This is a genomic window from Arthrobacter sp. Soil_C_49 (genome assembly GCF_057656635.1).
In genome coordinates, this window is the sequence record NZ_JBDGJZ010000022.1 from 16,740 (window position 1) to 36,631 (window position 19,892).

The following is a 19,892-nucleotide window of genomic DNA, read 5'->3' on the forward strand; positions in this document are numbered from 1 at the left end:
GGAGCTCTTGTTATGCACAGCCCCGCCGCTGTCCTTGACTTCCCGGCCACCTGTGAACAACTGTGGAAGCAACTGGTCCCAGAGCACTTGCACTGTATTTTCGGGGCCAGGCAAAGCGAGGAGGATGCAGCGTGGTGCGCAAGAATCCAAAGGTCGAAGAGGCGGACGAATCCGAACTTGAGGTGAGCGGACACCCTAAAACCTGGGCCGCCGGCGTTCCCGGCGTCTACCACTCCATGAAGCCCGCGCTGGAGCACATGGGCCTGGAGCGGTCGCGGAAAACCCTGCTGGCGCTGAACCAGAAGGACGGGTTCGACTGCATGAGCTGCGCCTGGCCGGACCCGGGCCACCGCAAGACGTTCGAATTCTGCGAGAACGGTGCCAAGGCAGTCACCTGGGAGGCCACGCCAGTGGTGATTGGCCCGGAGTTCTGGGCTGAGCATCCTGTCAGCGGGCTTCGGGAGAGGTCAGAATACTGGTTGGGGATGCAGGGCCGCCTCACCCAGCCGGTCTACAAGCCGGCCGGTGAGGACCATTACCGGCCTGTGGGCTGGGATGATGCGTTCGGGATCATCGCGGACAAGCTGAACTCGCTGCCGAGCCCTGACCAGGCAGCCTTCTACACCAGCGGCCGCACCTCCAACGAGGCTGCGTTCCTGTACCAGCTGTTCATCCGCGCATACGGCACCAACAACCTGCCGGACTGCTCCAACATGTGCCACGAGTCCTCCGGCTGGGCGATGGGGCAGACCATCGGCGTGGGCAAGGCCACGGTCTCCTACAACGACTTTGAAAAAGCGGACCTGATCATCATCCTGGGCCAGAACCCCGGCACCAACCACCCCCGGATGCTCACCGCGCTGGAGGAAGCCAAGGACGCCGGCGCGCAGATCGTTGCAGTCAACCCGCTGCCCGAGGCGGGCCTGATGCGCTACAAGAATCCGCAGCGGGTGAAAGGCATCATCGGACACGGCACAGACCTGGCTGACCAGTTCCTGCAGATCCGGCTCGGCGGGGACATGGCGTTGCTGCAGGCAGTCTCCAAGCGCGTCCTGCAGGCCGAGGCCGCGGCGCCGGGGACGGTACTTGACCATCAATTCCTCGAGGAACATTGCCAGGGCCTTGACGAGCTGAAGGCACACCTTGCCACCCTGGACGAAGCCAGTGTCCTCGAGGCGACGGGCCTGCGCTCCGAGGAGATCGACGAACTGGCGGACCGGTACCTGCGGGCGGACAAGGTGATCATCACCTGGGCCATGGGCATCACCCAGCACAAAAAGGCCGTGGCCACCATCAAGGAGATCATCAACCTGCTGTTGCTGCGCGGCAACATCGGCAAGCCCGGCGCCGGAGCCTCACCCATCCGCGGACACAGCAATGTCCAGGGCGACCGCACCATGGGCATTTGGGAGCAGATGCCGCCGGCCTTCCTGGATGCCCTGGGCAAGGAATTCAGCTTCGAACCGCCCCGGGAGCACGGCGCGGACGCGGTGGAGACCATCCGGCAGATGCGCGACGGCGGCATCAAGGTTTTTGTGGGCCTGGGCGGAAATTTCGTGGGAGCCATGTCGGACACCCACGCGGCGGAGGCGGCGATGGAGCGCACCGAACTGTCGGTCCAGATCTCCACCAAGCTCAACCATTCGCACGCCGTGACCGGCGCCGAGGCGCTGATCCTGCCCACGCTGGGGCGCACCGAGATCGACCGCCAGGAATCGGGGCCGCAGTTCGTTTCGGTGGAGGACACCGTCTGCGCTGTCCACGCCTCCCATGGAACGGTTGAGCCGGTGGCTCCGGGGCTGCTCTCCGAAGTGGCGATCGTCAGCCGGCTTGCGCGCCGTGTGCTGGGTGACCGGATCGCTGCGGACTGGGCGGGCTTCGAAAAGAACTACGACCTCATCCGGGAGCACATTTCCCACGTGGTTGTGGGCTGCGAGGACTACAACCGGAAGATCCGGCAGGACGGCGGCTTCATCCTGCCCAACGGGCCCCGGGACTCGCGCACCTTCCATACCCCCACGGGCAAGGCCGTGCTCACCGTGAACGAACTCGAGCACGTGGAACGCCCGCCGGGCACCCTGATCCTGCAGAGCATGCGCTCGCACGACCAGTTCAACACCACCATCTACGGCCACAACGACCGGTACCGGGGCATCAAGAAGGGCCGTGAGGTCGTGTTTGTGAGCCCGGCAGACCTCACCGACCTGGGCCTCGAGGACGGGCAGCACGTGGACATCTGGGGCGTCTACCCGGACAACGCCGAGCGGGTCCTGCGGAACTACCGGGTGGTGTCCTACCCCACGGCCAGGGGATGCGCCGCCGCCTACTATCCGGAGGCCAACGTCCTGGTGCCGCTGGAAAGCGTGGCCGAGGGCAGCCAGACGCCCGTGTCCAAGGCAGTGATCGTAAAGCTCGAGCCGGTTCTGGTCCTTGAAGAGGAGCCGACGGCGGCGGGGTAGAAAGTGCGCAGGCGCAGCTACTGGGCCGTGGCGGCCCAGCCCTGGCTGGCGGGGCCGCCGTCGGGCCCGTCGTCGCAAAGGTCAAAAGCGATGCTTGCGGCCTGCTGTACCGCCGCGCTGGATGCCTCCCTTGATCCGGCGCTGCCGGTTCCGGCCTCCAGGCCCGCGGCATAGCCCACCAGGAACGTGGTGACCGGCGCGGCGGGATGGATGATCGAATCGGCGGACCGGCGGGCCAGGTCAAGGAGCAGTTCGTTGTCCACCTTGAGGTCCAGGATCTGCAGCGCCTGGGCAAGCCTGTTGCTCCATTGGTCCAGTACCCGTGCTTCCTCGTCACTGACTGCCATGGTCTGCTCCTTCGTCAACATGTCGCTGCGGTTGGCTGTTCCGGTGCTGACACTACAAGGCTTCACCGCGGAAGTCATCGGGTCCCGGACACCCCCTAATCCCAAAGAGGGTAGAGCCGCCGCCCTTCTGGCTCTGGCACCGCCCGCGGCCCCTGCCTAGACTGGGCGAACCCCAGCCCAGGAGCCTCGGCAGGATCAACCGGCCGGACCCGGCCGGCTAAGAGATCAGGCCCAAGATCACCGGCACCAGTCATGTCGCACGATGGAAACCGCACGTCAATCGAAGCACGGGGCCCTGCAGGGGCACTTCACCCACCCATGATCACGGCCGCCCTACCGGGCAGGCCTGACTACAGGAGAAACACATGACAGGGAACAAAGCCGTTGCCTACAAGGAACCAGGCAAGGTTGAAGTCATCGATATCGACTACCCCAGCTTCGAACTCAAGGACGGCCCCGGCGTCAACCCGGCGAACGTGGGGCGCCCGGTCAACCACGGGGTGATCCTCAAGACGGTGGCCACCAACATCTGCGGCTCGGACCAGCACATGGTGCGTGGACGCACCACGGCGCCGCCCAACCTGGTGCTCGGCCATGAGATTACCGGCGAGGTAGTGGAGGTGGGCCGCGACGTCGAGTTCATCAAGGTGGGCGATCTGTGTTCGGTGCCGTTCAATATCGCCTGCGGCCGGTGCCGGAACTGCAAGGAACGCAAGACCGGCATCTGCCTGAACGTCAACCCTGACCGCCCCGGCAGCGCCTACGGGTACGTGGACATGGGCGGCTGGGTGGGCGGCCAGGCCAACTACGTGCTGGTGCCCTACGCCGACTGGAACCTGCTGAAGTTCCCGGACAAGGACCGGGCCATGGAGAAGATCCTGGACCTGGCCATGCTCTCGGACATTTTCCCCACAGGGTTCCACGGCGCCGTCACCGCCGGGGTCGGCGTCGGCTCCACCGTGTACATTGCGGGTGCCGGCCCGGTGGGCCTCGCAGCGGCGACCAGCGCACATTTGCTTGGCGCCGCCGTCGTGATTGTGGGGGACCTTAACGAGGAACGGCTGGAGAGAGCGCGCAGCTTTGGCTGCGAAACGGTGGACCTTACCAAGGGAGGCCCGGCGGAGCAGATCGAGCAGATCCTCGGCGTGCCGGAGGTGGACTGCGGTGTGGACGCGGTGGGCTTTGAGGCACGGGGACAAGGGCATGGCAAGGACGCCGAAGAGGCACCCGCCACCGTGCTGAACTCGCTGATGGACATCACCGCGGCAGGCGGTGCGCTCGGCATCCCCGGGCTGTACGTGACGGGTGATCCGGGCGGCATCGACGAGGCCGCCAAGAAAGGCTCGCTGAGCCTGAGCCTGGGCACCGGCTGGGCCAAGTCGCTGAGCTTCACCACTGGCCAGTGCCCGGTCATGAAGTACAACCGGCAGCTGATGATGGCCATCCTCAATGACAAGGTCAGCATCGCCAAGAATGTCAATGCCAAGGCGATTCCGCTGGAGGAGGCGCCGACGGGCTACGCGGAGTTCGACGCCGGTGCAGCCACCAAGTACGTGCTCAATCCGAACGGGTACCTGAGCTAGGGCGGAGGCAGCCAGCGGACGGTGATGCGCCGGGAACATCAGATGCGGAAATAAGGGCAGCCCGAGCCGGGTTAGGCTTGGCAAGGGCAGCAACGCAACCGCATCGAAGGAGTCCCCTTGAGTGAGATCACCGTCCGCCACAACGCCGGCCGCGAGCGTTTTGAAATCCTTGACGCAGGAAACGTGATCGGCAAGGCAGCGTACAAGGAATACAACGGCGGCGGCTCACCGCAGCGGATTTTCTACCACACGGTGATCAACGAGGAATACGGCGGCCAGGGCCTGGCGGGCCAGCTCGCCACGGTGGCCCTGGACGAAACGGTTGGCGCGGGGATGGGCATCGTTCCGGTGTGCCCCTTTATCAAGAAGTTCCTCGCCAAACATCCCGAATACTCGGGCAACACCGTCCGCGTAGCACCGGCCCACCTGGAGTTCCTGGACTCAGCACTGGCTGCCCGCACCCGCTAACAGGGAGTTCCCAAACTTCGATGATCTAATCGACATCGCATCGCGTGCGCTGGGGCCCGCAGGATGCGGATCAGATTGTTGAGTTGGGACAGGAGCCCTATGTCGGACCAAGAAATGCCTGCGCCCGGGCGGAATGTCCCGGCACCCCGGCGTGCCCGGAAGAGGCTGGCATTGCTGTTCACCGCCGTTGCGCTGGTGATCGTGGCCATCGTTGTGTTCGCGGTGGTGAAGTCAGGGCCGCTTAACGGCGCAACCGGAGCGGTTCCCCCAGCCCTTCCCGAGGCACCTGTGGCCGTGGCCCCTGATTCCCTGCAGGACAGCATCCAGTCCGTCCTGGACGAAAATCCGGATTACCGGATCGGGCTGGCCATGGCAGACATTTCGGGCGATGCCGCACTCACCTTCGGGGACCAGGAGGCTTTCACCGCCGCCAGCACCGCGAAGATCATCACGGCCGCCGCCTTCTACCACCTAGTGGAGAACGGCGAGGCGAGCCTGGATGACCCGCTGGGGGACTACGACGCCGCCTTCCAGCTGGAAGCCATGGTCAACGAAAGCAACAATGATTCCTGGTTGCTGCTGATGGATGCCGTGGGCTATCCGCAGCTGACTGAATACGCGGCCTCCATCGGCGTCGCCTATGACCCGGAGGAGAACCTGCTGACTCCTGCCGAGATGGCCCTGGTCCTGAAGCAGTTGTACGCCGGAGACCTGCTGAACCCGGAGAACACCGCGCAGCTCCTGGGTTACATGCAGGACACCAACAACGAGGAGCTCATTCCCGCCGGTTCCCAGGCCGGGGTGGAGGTGTTCCATAAATTCGGTGAAATCGGCGGCGAACTCCACGACGCCGCCGTGCTGGCCTACCGCGGCTCCACCTTTGTGCTGGTGATTTACACCGAGAACGCGGACGGCACCGAAGACGCCGGGCAGGCCGAGGTCATCAGGGAGCTCACCGGTGTGGTTGAAAAGACCCTCTTTCCTCCTGTCCAGGCGGGCAAATAGAGGCTAAAACTCAAGACATGGTGCTTCCGCCAAGATGGATTAGGGAGGCGGTTAGGTAGTTTCAATGCGTGGACCGACCGGCGCGCAGGGCTAGCTTTAGACAAAATTGCACGCGGCAAAGACGCCCCGCGCTATAGCGTCAGGAGTGGTTCGATGAGATACGCCAAGAGTATGGTTCGAAGCCAAATGCTAGGTTCTGCGGTCGTGGTCCTGGCCCTTGCGGCTGGTTGCACTCCGGCCCCTCCGCCGTCACCGGTCCCCGAGGCGGACACTGAACGCCCCGGACCATCTCCTACAGCATCGTTCAGTACCTCGCCGCAGGTGACAGCATCGCAGTCCCCGGCGACAGCCAGTGAGGCGCCCCAGGGTTGGCTAGCAGTGGTCCCCGAAGTCCAATCCGGCGTCGGGCAGTTCAGCGTCACGACATGTGACAACAGCTATACCGGTACTGGGTTTCTGATTACCTCCACGCTCGTTGCTACAGCGGCCCACGTCGTTGAGGACGCGTCCGCCATTAGCGTTTCTTTTGACGGGAATACCATTCGGGGAGTTGTCCTCGGATTCAATGAACTTGCAGATTTAGCTCTTGTTCGACTCGACTCAGCGGTTAACGGCCACCAATTCGAATTCCAAACAACTGACCCTCCCATGGGGACCGAGGTCGCGGCCCTTGGATTCCCTCGGGGCGAATCATTGACGTTAACGAGGGGAATTGTGAGCGGCCTGGACCGTGACGTCAATTTCGGTAGCGGAAGAATTGGTAACATGATCCAAACGGACGCCGCGATCAATCCAGGCAACAGTGGTGGTCCTCTTCTGGGGCAGGATGCCCTCGTTGCCGGAGTGGTGAGCGCTGGGAAAACCGGGGCCGAGGGAATGGCTTACGCTGTCAGTGGCCCACGGGCAGCCGAAGCAATTGCCGAATGGGAGGTGCGTGGCGTCCCGATGCCACTGGTCGAGTGCGGAAATGCACCGGCCCCCGAATCCGGCTATTTTCCATTGATTATCAGCTCCGATCATGACCAGGCGAACAATATTGGGCAGAGCCTGCTGCTCCACGGCCAAGGTATTAACAGGGGGGCCTATAGTGCGGCCTTCAAGCAATTCACGCCCGAACTGCAGGCGACATTCGATGGCGCTGCCGGTTGGAGTGCCGAACTGGGAAGCTCGTACTGGCAAAGCCTGGACGTTCTAAATGTGAGCGGATCAGGCAACAACTTGACCGCGGATGTGAAGCTGCGGACTATCCAAAGCCCCGAATTCGGCCCCCAAGGACAGGCATGCAGCGACTGGAGGATCAGATATTCCATGCTTTGGGACGGAGCAGCATGGCGCATCGCAGGATCGACGCTTCCATTCGGGCAACCAACAGCTTGTCTTTAACCGCGGTCTTTCAGGGCTGCGTCAAACTCGCTAACGTCCGGGCGGGTGGGTAAGACTGTTTCCGTGAGCAACAATCCCCGGACTGCCCTGGCCGTCGCCGGCCTCAGCCTGGGCACGGCACTGAACCCCCTGAACTCTTCGATGATCGCGGTGGCCCTGGTGGTGCTTCGCGCCGACTTCGGGCTCGACGTCGCGGCTGTCACGTGGGTGGTCACCTCCTTCTACCTGGCTTCCGCTGCGGGGCAACCCGTGATGGGCAGGCTGGCGGACCGGTTCGGGCCACGGCGGATGTTTATGCTCGGCATGGCATTGGTCGCCGTCACCTGCGCGCTGGCACCGCTCGCGCCGAACTTCGCCCTCCTCTGCGTGGCGCGGGCGGTCATGGCGCTGGGCACCGCAACGGCCTATCCCAGTGCGGTGGTGATGGTGGGAGCGATAGCCCACCGGGCCAACGTCGACTCCGCCCGGCCGCTGGGCCGGCTGCAGATGGCCAACACCTCGGCGGCCGCCGTGGGCCCGGTAGTCGGCGGCCTGCTGGTGAGCCTGGTGGGGTGGGAAGCGTTGTTCCTGGTCAACGTCCCCCTGGCGCTCGCCGCGTTGCTGATTGTGCGGCAGGCAGCCCCGAAGGACGAAGCCCGGGAGCATGGCAGTGTTGCCGAACTTGTCAGGGACTCGGACATCCCAGGGATCCTGGCATTCGTCTCCGCCCTGCTGCTGGTGATGATGGCAGCGCTGAATGTGGCGCCGGGATACCGCTGGTGGATGCTCGCGGCCGGTACCGTCATCGCGGCCCTGTTCGCCTGGCGCGAGCTGCGCTTCAACCGGCCTTTTCTGGACATCAGGCTCCTGGGCCGGAACCGCCCGCTGCTGCTGGTGTACCTCGGCTTCGCGGTGTTCAGCAGCGTGTACTACTTCGTTTTCTTCGGACTGCCCCAGCTGCTGCAGGAGGCCGGCGGCTACGATCCCGGCGTTGTCGGCCTGCTGATGCTGCCGCTCGCCGCCATGTCTGTGGTCGCAACCCCGTGGGCGGTCAGGGCCATCGGAAGGTTCGGCGTGCGCCGTGTGCTGATTGCCGGCGTCGTCCTCCTGACAGCGGTGGCCGCGCTGATGTGGCTGCTGACCGGCACCCTGGTGATCCCGCTGGTGGTGGTGCTGACGGCACTGATGGGCGTCCCGTACGGAACGGTGAGCATCGCCACCAACCAGGGCATGTTCGTCTCCACCCGGCCGCAGGAGCGTGGCGTCGCGGCGGGCATCTACCAGACCTGCCGGTACGTCGGCGCCATCACGGCCACGGTGATGATCGGTGTGTTCGCCGCCGACGGCGTCCACCAGGAAAACTGGGCGCGGATGGTCCTGGCCATGCTGGTCCTGTGCGTAGTGACGTTCGGTGTGTTCCTGCTGTGGAGGCAGCGGACGGACTAAGGGTCCCGGGAGCCGGGTCTATCGTGGAAGTATGGCTTCTCCAAAGGCGCAGCTGTACCTCGATATCACCGCAAAAGGCCTCTGCATCCTGGGCGCGGCGTTGATGATCTTCGGCCGGGGTGCATGGTTCTACGTGGGCGTGGCCACCGTGGTCCTCGGAGTGTTGTTCATCGGCGGCTCGCTGATGGCCACGAGTAAGCTCCGCAGACGCAGGTGGGACGGCACGCGCCGAACGTGATGGTATGGCACTTAGCCGCCTCCCGCCGTCGTCCGTTCTTTAGCTGTTCAACAGGACTCAGGTGTACATCAGCGAACCCGGCGTGGTGAGCTTCTCGCCTGTTTCCAGCCAGGTTTTCAGGCCGGAGAGGATCATGGGCCAGCCGCCGTAGAGCTGTTCGTTGGCGCCTTCACGGAGGTCGCTGTGGGTGACGGTGAGGCGGCAGGAATCGCCCACGGGCTCGATGTCCCAGGTGACCTTCGAGGTTCCCTCGGCCTTGACGTCCTCGCCCCAAAGCGCGCGCATCGTCTGGACGAGCCGGCGCGGCGGGTCCACCTCCAGGTTCTCGCCTTCGCCCAGGGGTGCGCCGGCTTTGACGTTGTTCATGGTGAGGCTGCTGCCCGGGGTCCAGTCCGTTTCGATGGTGTTCCCGAACTGGTACTTGCTGCGGATGCCGCTGTCCGTGATGGCTTCCCAGAGCCGCTCGGGCGTGGTCTTGATGTAGATCTCGAAGATTTTTTCCATGGGACTTTCCAATCTGGATTTGAGGTCGCTGAGGCCAGCGGCCCATGGTTCGGCGTACTTGCTCACCCAGCGGTCGTGGACGAGCCGGATGGGCACCGGGTTCAGGAAATGCAGCTTTTCACGCCCCCGACGGCGGGTCACCACCAGGCCTGCTTCTTCCAGGATCCGGAGGTGCTTGGCGATCCCGAAGCGGGTCATGTCGAACCGGCCTTCAAGGGCGCCGAGGGTCTGGCCGTCCTCGCGGAAGAGCTCGTCAAGCAGGTCCCGGCGGGTGGGGTCCGCGAGTGCCTTGAACACGGCATCCATAGGAACCATGATAGGTGACCATTCGGTCACATATCAAGGGTCAGTTCCTGGCGGCCAGGGTCTGGTCCCGGTCCTGGAACACCTCGTCGCCGGGGCCGGTGAAGGCGCGCGAACGCTGGACCGCCTCGATTGATCCGGTGAACAGCTGTGACTCCTGAGGGTCTGCCGGGACGCGGGAACCGTCCCGGCCGGAGGTTCCCAGGCCCGGCAGCGGCTGCTGGCGGCGGGAGGAGGTGCCGCCGTCGGACGCCGCCTCGGCCCAGCGCTGCTGGGGCAGTGCCTCCGGACGGCCCTGCAGGAAGGTAACGATAGCTTCGCGGATGAGGCAGCGGAGGTCAAAGAGTGCGGCGCTGTCCGCGGCGCTGACCAGGATCCGCACGCGGACGAAGCCGCCCGTGGCGTCCGTGATCTGCAGGACACCCACGCGCTCGTCCCACAGGTCGGTCCCGGCAAGGACGCTGCGCAGTTCGGCGCGCATGTCCTCCACGGGGGCACGCCAGTCGAGGTCGAACTCCACGGTGCCCATCACCTCGGACTGGCGGCGGGTCCAGTTTTCGAAGGGTGTGGTGGTGAAGTAGGTGGAGGGCAGGATGAGGCGCCGGTCGTCCCAGATGTGGACCACCACGTAGGTGAGCGTGATTTCCTCGATGCGGCCCCACTCCTTCTGGACCACCACCACATCGTCCACCCGGATGGCGTCCGTGAAGGCCAGCTGCATGCCGGCGAAGACGTTCACCAGGGAGGTCTGGGCGGCGAGGCCCGCGACGATCGAGATGACGCCGGCGGACGCCAGCAGCCCGGCGCCGAGGGCCTGGATGGCCGGGAAAGTGAGCATCACCGAGCCCACGGCGAGAACCACCACCAGGGCAACGCCGATCCGCCGGGCCAGGATCATCTGCGTGCGGAGCCGCCGGGCGCGCCGGTTGTCCGCAACGTCAACGCTGTACCGTCCCAGCACCACGGCTTCGACGATCAGCAGCACCGCCACCCCCAGCCAGGCCAGCGAGCCGATGAGGGCTATCAGCAGCAAATGGTCGACGCCGGGCAGCCAGCCTTCGCTCCCGGCCGTCAGCCCCAGGGCGGTGCGGACGCCGATGAGGCACAGCGCCAGCCGCAGCGGCTGGCGGGCCACCCGCGAGGTGGCCTGCAGCTCGGGACGATTGCGGTTGAGGCGCAGAACAAGCTTGCGCAGCAGCCAGGACAGGACCAGCCCTGCGGCCAATGCAAGCGTGACGGCAATGAATGGCTTGGCGGGATTGAGTAGGTCTTGCATCCATTAACCTCTACCAACTTCCGGTGGAGGGGTCGAAATTGACTTGGACCCCGGCGCGGTGCGTTCCCGGGCTACCTGCCTGTACCGAAATCGATATCCGTAAAGGAGCCCGGGCGGCCGGCCGATCCCTGGTGGCAGTTGCAGTTTTTTTCTACTTCCACGCGGACCGTCACAGCCTGCCCTGCTTCAACCCGCAGGCTGACAGGCTCATCGCTGGTGCTGGAAATGCGGACGACAGTTTCTTCGGGGGAGATGGCAGACATGGCTGTCCTTTCTTTGGGGGCGAATCAGCGTGCGGCAGGCTCTTTGTCCTGCACGGTTGAACTTAGCCGCGCGTCGAGCAGGCCCGCCGCGACGGCCGGGGCAAGCCCGGGCGCCAGCGGGAGGCGCGGGACCACCAGGCAGTGCAAGAGGTGATAGATGTCCGCCTTGCCGGACCATACGGTCGAGGTGACATTGCCGTTCTCGTCAAGTTCCTGTTTCCAGGATCCGTGCTCGTAATCAATGAACCAGTCGCGCGCGTGGTCCCAGATCCGCTCGTACCAGTCCGCATACTCCTTTTCACCGGTGGCGATATAGAGGGCTGCCGCACCTCCGATTGCCTCTGCGGGAACCCAGCGGATGCGGGTGGTGACCACCGGCTTGCCTTCCCAGTCCACTGTGTAGACAAATCCCGGGTTTCCGTCCGGCTCCCAGGCGTCGCGGATGGCGGCGTGGAACAGGCCGCGCGCGTCGTCGAGCAGCCAGGCCGGAACCTCCAGGCCGCGGGCCTCAAGCCCGGCACGGACGTGGAGGAGCAGGCGCGCCCACTCAACCCAGTGGCCGGGCGTTCCGCCATACGCACGGAATTGGCTGGCCCGGTCGTCGGTGTTGTACTCCGGCATGGGGTTCCACTCCGGGTCGAAGTGTTCAAACACGCGGTAGTTGTTGTTGCGCGCAAAGTTGTGGATGAGCACTTCGGCGATGTGCAGTGCCCGTTGGAGCCAGCGGTCCTCCCCGGTGACATCGGCGACGATCAGATACGCCTCGACCGAGTGCATGCTCGCGTTGCCGCCGCGGTATGCCTCGGTTTCCGTGAATTCCCGGTTCCACGAGTCGAAGCACATGTTGGCCTCGTGGTCCCAGAATTTCGTGTCAGCTATCCGCAGCGCCTCATCGAGCAGCTCCCTGGCTCCCGGGCGCCCCGCAGCAACAGCACTGGCAGCCGCGAGGAGCACAAAAGAGTGCTGGTAGCCGGACTTGGTGGCGTTCACGGGACCGTCCCCGTCCACCTCGGCGTACCATCCGCCGAACTCGTCATCGTGGAGGGCTCCGTTAAGTGCTGCTATGCCATGGTCCACAAGGAGCCCGGCACCCGGCCGTCCCATCAACGCGGCAACAGCGAAACTGTGCGTCATCCGCGCGGTGATCCAAAGATGGGTGGGCTTGTCGGCAAACACCACGCCGTAGTTGTCTAGCCAGCCGAATCCCGTAGGCACCTTCGACGCCGCGGCGAAATTGATCAGCCGGTCCGTTTCAGCCTCGAGCCATCGTGCGTGAGCGGCACTATTCAGCCACGTCATGTTGTTTCCTCTCTCTGTTTCCGATGCAAGTTCTCTGGTGCAGGTGAAAAATCAGGTCAGCCGACGGCGTCGAACACGCCGCGGGTGATGGTGGCGGCCGCTCCCAGGTACGCCAGGACGATCAGCAGGATTTGCGCGGCGCGGGCGGGGACGAACTTCGATGCGACGTCGCCCAGCACCAGCCCGCCCAGGCACGCCACTGCAACCGCCACCCACATGCCCAAGGGCAGCACGGGAAACGTCTCCGGCGCGGTCAGGGCCTTGGAGATGAGCGAGAACGCACCAATGGTGAAGAAGTACGGCTGCATGGTGGCCGCGAAGGACTTGTGCTGCCACCGGGTAGCGATGGAGTACATGCTGACGGCCGGACCACCCACGCCGGCCGCCGTGTTCATAAAACCGCTCAGGCCACCGGCGGTGAGAAGGTACCGGCGCCGTGCGGGCAGGGTGGCGGACTTGAGGACCAGCAGGACGGTGAGCCCGGCCGCGAGGATCACTCCGATGGAGATCTCCAGGACCGCCGCCGGAATGAGGCGGATCAGGAACGCCGCCGGAATGATCCCGAGCAACGCTGAGGCCGCGAGCAGGAGGTACCGCTTCCAGTCGACGTCCCGCACCACCCGGAAGATGATGGCCCCAGCCGTTACGGCGCCGCACACGTTCACCAGCACCACCCCTTCCACCGGGCCCAGCAGCAGGACCAGGAACGGGGCGGCCACCAGGGCAAAGCCCATGCCGGTGATCCGCTGCATTCCGGCCCCTACCACCACAGCGCCCAGTACCAGCCCGGTGGTCAGCACCTTACGGCCTCCAGGCCACGTACTGGACCTCCTCGAACTCCTCCAGGCCCAGGCTGGATCCTTCCCGTCCCAGGCCCGACTGCTTGGCGCCGCCCATGGGGGCAAAGGCTACGGACGGCAGGGGGTCATTCACTCCCACGATGCCGGCTTCGAGCCGTTCGGGGATGTCCCAGCCGCGCTTGGGGCTGCTGCTCCAGACGTAGGCAGCGAGTCCCATCTCCGTGGCGTTCGCCTTCCGGATAGCTTCCTCTTCCGAGGAGAAGGTGACGACGCCGGCAGCCGGGCCGAACACTTCCTCGCCTACCAGCGGGGCATCGTCGGGGACATCCGCCAGCAGCGTGGGGGCCAGGAAGGACCCCGTGCCGGGCACGTCGGTCCGCTGCGTGACGCGGCGCGCGCCGCGGTTCAGAGCGTCATCCACCAGCGCCTGCACCGCGGACACCCGTTCGGCGTCGATGACCGGACCGAGGTCAGGGACCGGTGCGCCGCCGTCGGGAGCTCCGTGTCCGATGCTCATCGCATCGAAGCGCGCACCCAGCTTCCGGGCGAACTCGTCGGCGATGCTGTCCTGGACCAGGAAGCGGTTCGCAGCGACGCAGGACTGTCCGGTGTTGCGGAGCCGGCCCAGCACGGCGCCCTCGACGGCGGCGTCCAGGTCCGCGTCCTCGAACACAATGAAGGGAGCGTTGCCGCCAAGCTCCAGCAGCGGGCGGACCACCCGCACTGCCGCGGAGGCCATGATCTGGCGGCCCACGCCGGTGGAACCGGTGAAGCTGACGGCCCGCACTGCCGGGTGCCTGAGCAGCGCGGCGGTGATCTCGCGGGACGGGCCGTGCACAAGGTTCACGACGCCGGCCGGGAACCCGGCGTCGTGCAGCACCTCGAACAGCCCGGTGGCAGCCAGGGGCGCCTTTTCGGAGACACGGCCCACCACGGTGCAGCCGGCGGCCAGCATCGCGGCGAGCTTCCGGGCCTGGATGGACACCGGGAAGTTCCACGGGGTGAGGCTGAGCGCCACGCCGATGGGCTTGCGGAGGCTGAGGTGCCGGCGGCCCTGCAGTTCGGGCGGGCTGACGGTACCCGTGGTGCGGCGCACTTCCTCGGCAAACCAGCGGAAGTATTCCACCGAGAAGTCCACTTCGCCCTGCGCCTCAGGAAGCCGTTTGCCGGCTTCCAGTGCGAGGGTGTGGGCCAGTTCGTCGCGGCGTTCGGCCAGGAGATCGGCGGCGTTGCGGAGCAGGTCCGCGCGGGTGCGCACCGTGGTGCGGGACCAGGACGCGAAGGCCTCGGCGGCGGCATCGGCAGCTTGGGTGGCGTCCTCGGCGGCGCCCCAGGCTACCTCGCCCACGGTGCTCCCGTTTCCGGGGTCCGTCACGTCCTTCGACGTTCCGGCCGCATGCCAGGTGCCGTTCACCAGGTGTCGGGCTGATTTGAGGTTCACTGATATTGCCTTTCGTTGGCTGGGAGGGCTTCGCCGCCCGCGAAGCCGCCCGTCGTCGTCGTACTCATCCCTTGCTCGCGCCTGCGGTGATGCCGGCAACGAAGTAGCGCTGCAGGAAGACGTAGGCCACCACCACGGGCAGCGAGGCCAGGATGACACCCGCGAACAGCAGCGGGTAGTCGGTCTGAAACTCGCCCTGGAAGCTGAGCAGTGCCAGCGGCAGGGTGCGGTTGCCCGGGGACTGGATGAACAACAGCGGATACAGCAGCTCGTTCCAGTGGATGACGAACAGAAAGATCGCGGCGGCGGCGATGGACGGTGCCGACAGCGGCAGGGCGATGGACGCGTAGGTCCGCCAGGGGCCGGTGCCGTCAATTGAGGATGCTTCGTAAAGCTCCCGGGGCAGGGTCCGCATGAACCCGCCCAGGATAAAAACGGCGATGGGCAGGGTGGACACCACGTTTGCCAGGATCAGGCCCGTGAGGCTGTCCAACAGCCCCAACCGGCCGAACAGGACGTACAGCGGCACCATGTTGGCCTGAGCCGGGATGGCCATGCCCAAGACCAGGAAACCGAAGATCGCCCAGGACATAAAGCCCTTCAGCCTGGACACGGCGTACCCGGCGAGGCTCGCCAGGAACAGGGTGAGCGGCACGGACACGGCGGTGACAATGACGCTGTTCCAGAACGAGGAACCCAGATCCTGGCCGCCGATCACCTCGGCGTAGTTGGCGGGAGAGAGGGACTGCGGCAGGCTGAACGGGCCGGCGAAGAGTTCCTGCGTGGACTTGAAGCTGCCGAACCCCACCACGGTCAGCGGAACGATGATGATGACCGCGTAGATGCCAAGGATGGCGCGGCGGCTTATTGAGGCGAGCATGCTGTCATTCCCCCTTCGGGGTCAGCCGGAGCAGCCGGCGCTGGAGCCAGGTGACCAGGGCGATCATTGCCATGAAGATGATCGACTGGGCGGCAGCGTAGCCGAACTCCGAGTTGGCAAAGGTGCTGTAGATGCGGGTGGAGAGGATGTCCAGGGAGCTTTTGGGCGGGTTGCCCGCGATACCCAGGATCAGGTCGAAGGCCTTGAACGACTGCACGGTGGTGTAGGCCACCACAATGGATGTTGCCGGGGCCACGAACGGCCAGGTGATGGACTTGAACTGCTGCCATTTGCCAGCGCCGTCCATTTCGGCGGCTTCGTAGAGTTCCCGCGGGATGGCCTGCAGGCCGGCGATGTAGACCACCATCATCTGGCCCGAGTGGAACCAGACCTGCGTGACGGCCACCCAGTACAGGGCCTGGGCGTTGTTGCCAAGGTAGGAGCCCTGGAGCGCCTCCAGCCCCACTGCGCCCAGGACAGAGTTGGCCAGGCCGAAGTTGGGATCGTAGATGAACTTCCAGATGAAGGCCACGGATACCGAGGACAGGATGGTGGGGAAGAAGAACAGTGCCCGCAGCAGGATGCTGCCGCGGGAGTTCCTGGTGAGCAGCAAGGCCAGGACCAGCGAGAACAGCGTCTGCGCAATCACCACCAGCAGCACGAACTTCAGGTTGTTGGTCAACGCATTGGTGAACAGCGAGTCCTTGGTGAACGCACGGACGAAGTTGTCCAGCCCCACGTAGTTGAACGCCGCCGAGAAGCCGTTCCAGTCCGTGATTGCGTACTGGAACGCCTGCAGGGTAGGCATCACCAGGAAGAACGCGATGATGGCGACGGCCGGGAGCGGGAAGAGGTACAGCGCCGGATTCACCCGCGTAGGGGAGCGGCGTTTCCTGGCTGCGCCGTTTTCGGTCCGGCTGTCCGGCGCCTTTCGTTTCGCAGCCGTTCCGGGATGGATGCTCATAGCCGTTCGTCAACAATCTTCTGGGCTGCCTCGGCTGCCTGCTCCGGGCTGGTGCCGGAGATGACCGCCGTCGCGCTGGCTTCCACGGCGTTGCGGACGTCCAGGTTCTGGAACTGGAACCGGGCGGCCAGGGCCGTCTTCTTGTCCAGCCAGGGGCTCAGGCGCTTGAGGTCCGGGTTCGTGTAGTCGACGTCCTTGACGGACACGTGCTGGGCCGTCTGGTTCGCGTAGTAGCCCGCGTTCTCCGGCTCGGACAGGAAATCGATCCAAGCTGCGGCTGCGGCCTGGTTCTTGCTCGCGGAATTCACGCCCAGGATGAAGGTGGCGTTGTAGACGCCCTCGTATTTGGCGTTGCCGTCCGACGTGTTGGGGAACACCAGCTCCATGGGGAACTGGGCGCCCAGGCCGCGGACTGCGGCGATGTGGTAGGAGCCGGTGGCCAGCATGGCGGCCTTGCCCTGCGAGAACAGGTTCTGCGCAGGTTCCACGGCGGTGCCGGTGGCGTTGGACTGCAGGTACGGGACCAGGTCCTTGTACTGACCCAGCATCTTGATGAACCAATCGTCGGTGACTTTGAGCTTGCCCTGCTCGATCTGGGCGCACATGTCATCCACGGGCGCGTTGTTGGCGATCATGCAGTTGAACAGCTGGCCGCCGTTTCCAACGTCGCCACCCGGCCAGGAAATGGGAACGACGCCGGAGGCGGCCAGCTTCTCGCACATGGCCATGAAGGAATCCCAGTCCTTCGGGGCCAGGTCCGCGCCCGCCTTCTCGAACAGGTCCACATTGGCCAGGGGCATGGGGAACACCACCTGGTACGGCAGGCCCAACTGGCTCTCGCCCGACTTCCCGGCGGACAGCAGGCCTTCCTGGTAGTTGGAAACAGCCTTGCTGTCCTTGAGCTCGGTGTAGATTCCGGCCTCGGTGAAGTTCTTGAACTGCGCTCCGCGGAAGGTTGCGAAGGCATCGCCGATGGCGGCACCTCGCACCTTCTGCAGGCCCTGGGCGTTGTAGTCGTTGGAGGTGGAGATGTCCTGGGCCACCTCTACGCCGTCATGCATGGCGGCGAAGCGCTTGATGAGTTCGTCGAAGACCGCCTTGTCCTCACCGCGCCAGTGGGCGAAGGACACCCTGCCGGTGATGTCACCGGTGGCAGGGGCGGCGGGCCCGGTGGCACCGCCAGGAGCGGTGGAGCCCCCGGGGCCGGCGCACGCTGCTGCGGTAGCGCCGAAGCCCAGGGCACCAAGAATGGCGATGGCCTGCCTGCGTGAAATCTGACTCACAGTATTCTCCTCGTTGAGTTTTGCTATGCCTTATTGCTTGACTACGAAAAAGTGGGGTGCCCGGCCAGGACCCTGAGGCGCTTTGCGGGGGGCCGCTATGCGTTAGTCCTTTGGGCGGATACGACGTCGTCCACCACGGCGCAGAGGCGCTGCAGCCGGCGGACGGCGTCCGTGGACAGGGATTCAACGACGTCGGGGGCGCCGATGCAGGATGCCCAAACTGCGCGTCCGGAGAGGAAGCCGCTGGCGCCTTCGAGGCAGGCCCACCGGACGGCGTCGGGGAAGACGTCCTCGGGAACGCCCGAGGAGAGGACAACCCAGGGGCCGTCGATGGCGTTGGTCAGCTCGGCGCACGCCGCCCGGACCTCCGCCTCGGAGGCCTGGCCCTTGAAAGGGACCTCAGCCTTGTAAAGGTCGGCGCCCAGGCTGCCAAGTTCCTTGGCGGCAGCCAGGATGCCGGCGTTCCAGTCGAAATCGCCGCCGGCCAGGGGCTTGCGCGAGACGGGCTCGATAATGCTGATCAATCCGGCGGACCGGCAGCTTTCCACGAATTCGGAGACCATCGCCACCCGGCCGTCGGCGGGCTCGTCCGGGCGGTAGAGCACCAGCAGCTTGAGGGCCTTGACGCCCAGCGCCTTGTATTTGTGCGGGTCCACCAGCCGGTCAATGGTCACCTCGCCCACCAGCTCGCCGTGGGCGGACTCGAAGTGGTCAGCGGAAGCGATGAGCCCGCAGTTGGGGTCCACCACGCCGGCCTCGATGGCCTGGTCCAGTGCGAACTGGCGGTCGATCAGGATGCCGGAGGCGTAGGGGGTGAGGATCCTGGCGGCCTCAAGTTTGAAATCGCGGAGGTCGTCGTCGGTGACGGGCTGGTCTGTGTGCTCGGCAAACATGTTGCGCATCGCTTCGCGCTGGTCAACGGCGAGCATTGCGAAAGCGCCTGACGGGCGCTGGAGGGGAGAGAGGTCTGTGGGGCTCATGGGCTGCTTCTTTCAGCTGGGCGTTTTAGGCGGGCAGGTTGGAGGCTAGGACAGGGTTGATGGTCTGGTGCGGGATGGCGGAGCGGCCGTCCAAGCCCCCGCAGGAGGCGGAGGCGGTGCGGCCGGCGAAGGCGGCGGCTTCCACGAGCGGAAGACCCGCTGCGACGGCGGCGAGCAATGCGCCGTGGTACACATCTCCGGCGCCGAGGGTGGACACGATGGTGGCCGGGGTTGCGGGAATGTGGACGGCAGTGCCGCCCCGTTCCATGACCCAGGCGCCTTGGGAGCCGGCGGTGGCGACGACGGCGGAAGCGCCGTCGTCCACTGCTTTCTTAAGCAGCGCCTCGGGGGAGAGGTGCTCACCGTATTCGGCCGAGAGCCTTTCGATGGTGGGCACATACAAGGCGACGCCGGCGGGGGTGAAGGAAGGGATGGGGTTGCCGGCGTCCACGCTGATGTTCAGGCTCCCGGGCTTGAAGCCCGGCTTTGCCGCCACGGCGTTCCAGCCCAGGTGATCCACGTGGACCCAGGCTGCGGTTGCCAGCAGGTCAAAGAACCGGCTGCCGGCGGGGAAGCTGACCGGCGGGACGGGGCGGGTCACGATGGCCCGGCTTTCGGTGGCCTGGCTGACCACGATCACGCTGGCGCCCGTTTTGACGCCCGGGTCGCGGATGACGGCGGAGGTGTCCACGCCTTCCGCCTTGAGTCCGGCAATGATGCGGTCGCCTTCTTCATCGGTGCCAAGGACGCCCGCGAAGGCTGCAGTGGCCCCGGCCCGGGCGGCCGCAACGGCGGCCGTGGCTGCGGGGCCGCCGCCGGCGGTCGCGAAGTCTGAAGCGATGGTGCGGCTGTCCGCGGCGGGGTAGTCCTGGACCAGGGCGATCGCGTCCAGGGTGGCGCACCCTACGAAGAGCAGGGTTCCGGTTGACGGTTGGGGCACGTTCCACCTCGTTGTAGTTCCGGGCTGATACTGAAGAAATATACACACGCT

The 19,892-nt window shown here is 65.4% G+C and carries 19 protein-coding genes; 7 read left to right on the top strand and 12 right to left on the bottom strand.

Translation table 11 applies throughout. The features are described from left to right. Positions 1–131 precede the first annotated feature (131 nt). Positions 132–2,459 (top strand): FdhF/YdeP family oxidoreductase, encoded by a 2,328-nt coding sequence (locus AC3A4Z_RS22265; RefSeq protein ID WP_498714428.1) that lies wholly within the window; start codon positions 132–134, stop codon positions 2,457–2,459. Between the two features lie 17 nt (positions 2,460–2,476). On the opposite strand, the gene AC3A4Z_RS22270 is transcribed toward AC3A4Z_RS22265, so the two are convergent. Continuing rightward, a complete protein-coding gene (locus tag AC3A4Z_RS22270) occupies positions 2,477–2,806 on the bottom strand; it encodes a DUF6457 domain-containing protein (RefSeq protein WP_498714430.1) in 330 nt (109 codons plus the stop codon). Positions 2,807–3,171: 365 nt separating this feature from the next. Here AC3A4Z_RS22270 and fdhA point away from each other — a divergent pair, with 365 nt between their 5' ends. From fdhA to AC3A4Z_RS22300, 6 genes are all read left to right on the top strand, one after another. Further along, positions 3,172–4,389 (top strand): formaldehyde dehydrogenase, glutathione-independent, encoded by a 1,218-nt coding sequence (gene fdhA / locus AC3A4Z_RS22275; protein WP_498714432.1) that lies wholly within the window; start codon positions 3,172–3,174, stop codon positions 4,387–4,389. A gap of 117 nt (positions 4,390–4,506) precedes the next feature. Then, positions 4,507–4,857, top strand: a complete 351-nt coding sequence (locus AC3A4Z_RS22280; RefSeq protein ID WP_498714434.1) for a GNAT family N-acetyltransferase — start codon at positions 4,507–4,509, stop codon at positions 4,855–4,857. Between the two features lie 99 nt (positions 4,858–4,956). Beyond that, on the top strand, positions 4,957–5,862 hold the full coding sequence (locus AC3A4Z_RS22285) for a serine hydrolase (protein WP_498714435.1): 906 nt from the start codon (positions 4,957–4,959) through the stop codon (positions 5,860–5,862). A gap of 186 nt (positions 5,863–6,048) precedes the next feature. Further along, positions 6,049–7,245, top strand: a complete 1,197-nt coding sequence (locus AC3A4Z_RS22290; protein WP_498714475.1) for a S1C family serine protease — start codon at positions 6,049–6,051, stop codon at positions 7,243–7,245. A 63-nt stretch (positions 7,246–7,308) separates the two neighbouring features. Next, positions 7,309–8,670, top strand: coding sequence for an MFS transporter (locus AC3A4Z_RS22295; protein ID WP_498714437.1), 1,362 nt, complete (start codon positions 7,309–7,311; stop codon positions 8,668–8,670). A gap of 31 nt (positions 8,671–8,701) precedes the next feature. Then, positions 8,702–8,908 carry a hypothetical protein gene (locus AC3A4Z_RS22300; RefSeq protein ID WP_493972374.1) on the top strand — a complete coding sequence of 69 codons (207 nt, stop codon included), beginning with the start codon at positions 8,702–8,704 and terminating at the stop codon, positions 8,906–8,908. A 57-nt stretch (positions 8,909–8,965) separates the two neighbouring features. Here the strand turns inward: AC3A4Z_RS22300 and AC3A4Z_RS22305 are convergent, their stop codons facing one another. The 11 genes from AC3A4Z_RS22305 to AC3A4Z_RS22355 form a co-directional block, all read right to left on the bottom strand. Beyond that, positions 8,966–9,718, bottom strand: a complete 753-nt coding sequence (locus tag AC3A4Z_RS22305) for an ArsR/SmtB family transcription factor (RefSeq protein ID WP_498714477.1) — start codon at positions 9,716–9,718, stop codon at positions 8,966–8,968. A 40-nt stretch (positions 9,719–9,758) separates the two neighbouring features. Further along, positions 9,759–10,991 carry a mechanosensitive ion channel family protein gene (locus tag AC3A4Z_RS22310; protein ID WP_498714439.1) on the bottom strand — a complete coding sequence of 411 codons (1,233 nt, stop codon included), beginning with the start codon at positions 10,989–10,991 and terminating at the stop codon, positions 9,759–9,761. 71 nt (positions 10,992–11,062) lie between these two features. After that, a complete protein-coding gene (locus AC3A4Z_RS22315; protein WP_498714441.1) occupies positions 11,063–11,254 on the bottom strand; it encodes a hypothetical protein in 192 nt (63 codons plus the stop codon). Between the two features lie 24 nt (positions 11,255–11,278). Next, on the bottom strand, positions 11,279–12,553 hold the full coding sequence (locus tag AC3A4Z_RS22320) for an AGE family epimerase/isomerase (protein ID WP_498714443.1): 1,275 nt from the start codon (positions 12,551–12,553) through the stop codon (positions 11,279–11,281). Between the two features lie 56 nt (positions 12,554–12,609). Then, complete coding sequence (locus tag AC3A4Z_RS22325; RefSeq protein ID WP_498714445.1) at positions 12,610–13,353, bottom strand: sulfite exporter TauE/SafE family protein; 744 nt, start codon at positions 13,351–13,353, stop codon at positions 12,610–12,612. 1 nt (position 13,354) lies between these two features. Continuing rightward, positions 13,355–14,794, bottom strand: coding sequence for an NAD-dependent succinate-semialdehyde dehydrogenase (locus AC3A4Z_RS22330; RefSeq protein WP_498714447.1), 1,440 nt, complete (start codon positions 14,792–14,794; stop codon positions 13,355–13,357). Between the two features lie 64 nt (positions 14,795–14,858). Beyond that, complete coding sequence (locus AC3A4Z_RS22335; RefSeq protein WP_498714449.1) at positions 14,859–15,674, bottom strand: carbohydrate ABC transporter permease; 816 nt, start codon at positions 15,672–15,674, stop codon at positions 14,859–14,861. Positions 15,675–15,678: 4 nt separating this feature from the next. Beyond that, complete coding sequence (locus AC3A4Z_RS22340; RefSeq protein WP_498714451.1) at positions 15,679–16,638, bottom strand: carbohydrate ABC transporter permease; 960 nt, start codon at positions 16,636–16,638, stop codon at positions 15,679–15,681. Further along, positions 16,635–17,921, bottom strand: a complete 1,287-nt coding sequence (locus AC3A4Z_RS22345; protein ID WP_498714453.1) for an ABC transporter substrate-binding protein — start codon at positions 17,919–17,921, stop codon at positions 16,635–16,637. The genes AC3A4Z_RS22340 and AC3A4Z_RS22345 overlap by 4 nt, the downstream gene beginning before the upstream one ends. 95 nt (positions 17,922–18,016) lie before the next feature. Next, complete coding sequence (locus tag AC3A4Z_RS22350; protein ID WP_498714455.1) at positions 18,017–18,901, bottom strand: aldolase; 885 nt, start codon at positions 18,899–18,901, stop codon at positions 18,017–18,019. 25 nt (positions 18,902–18,926) lie between these two features. Beyond that, positions 18,927–19,841: a PfkB family carbohydrate kinase gene (locus tag AC3A4Z_RS22355; RefSeq protein WP_498714457.1), complete on the bottom strand. Its 915-nt coding sequence runs from the start codon at positions 19,839–19,841 to the stop codon at positions 18,927–18,929. Positions 19,842–19,892 lie beyond the last annotated feature (51 nt).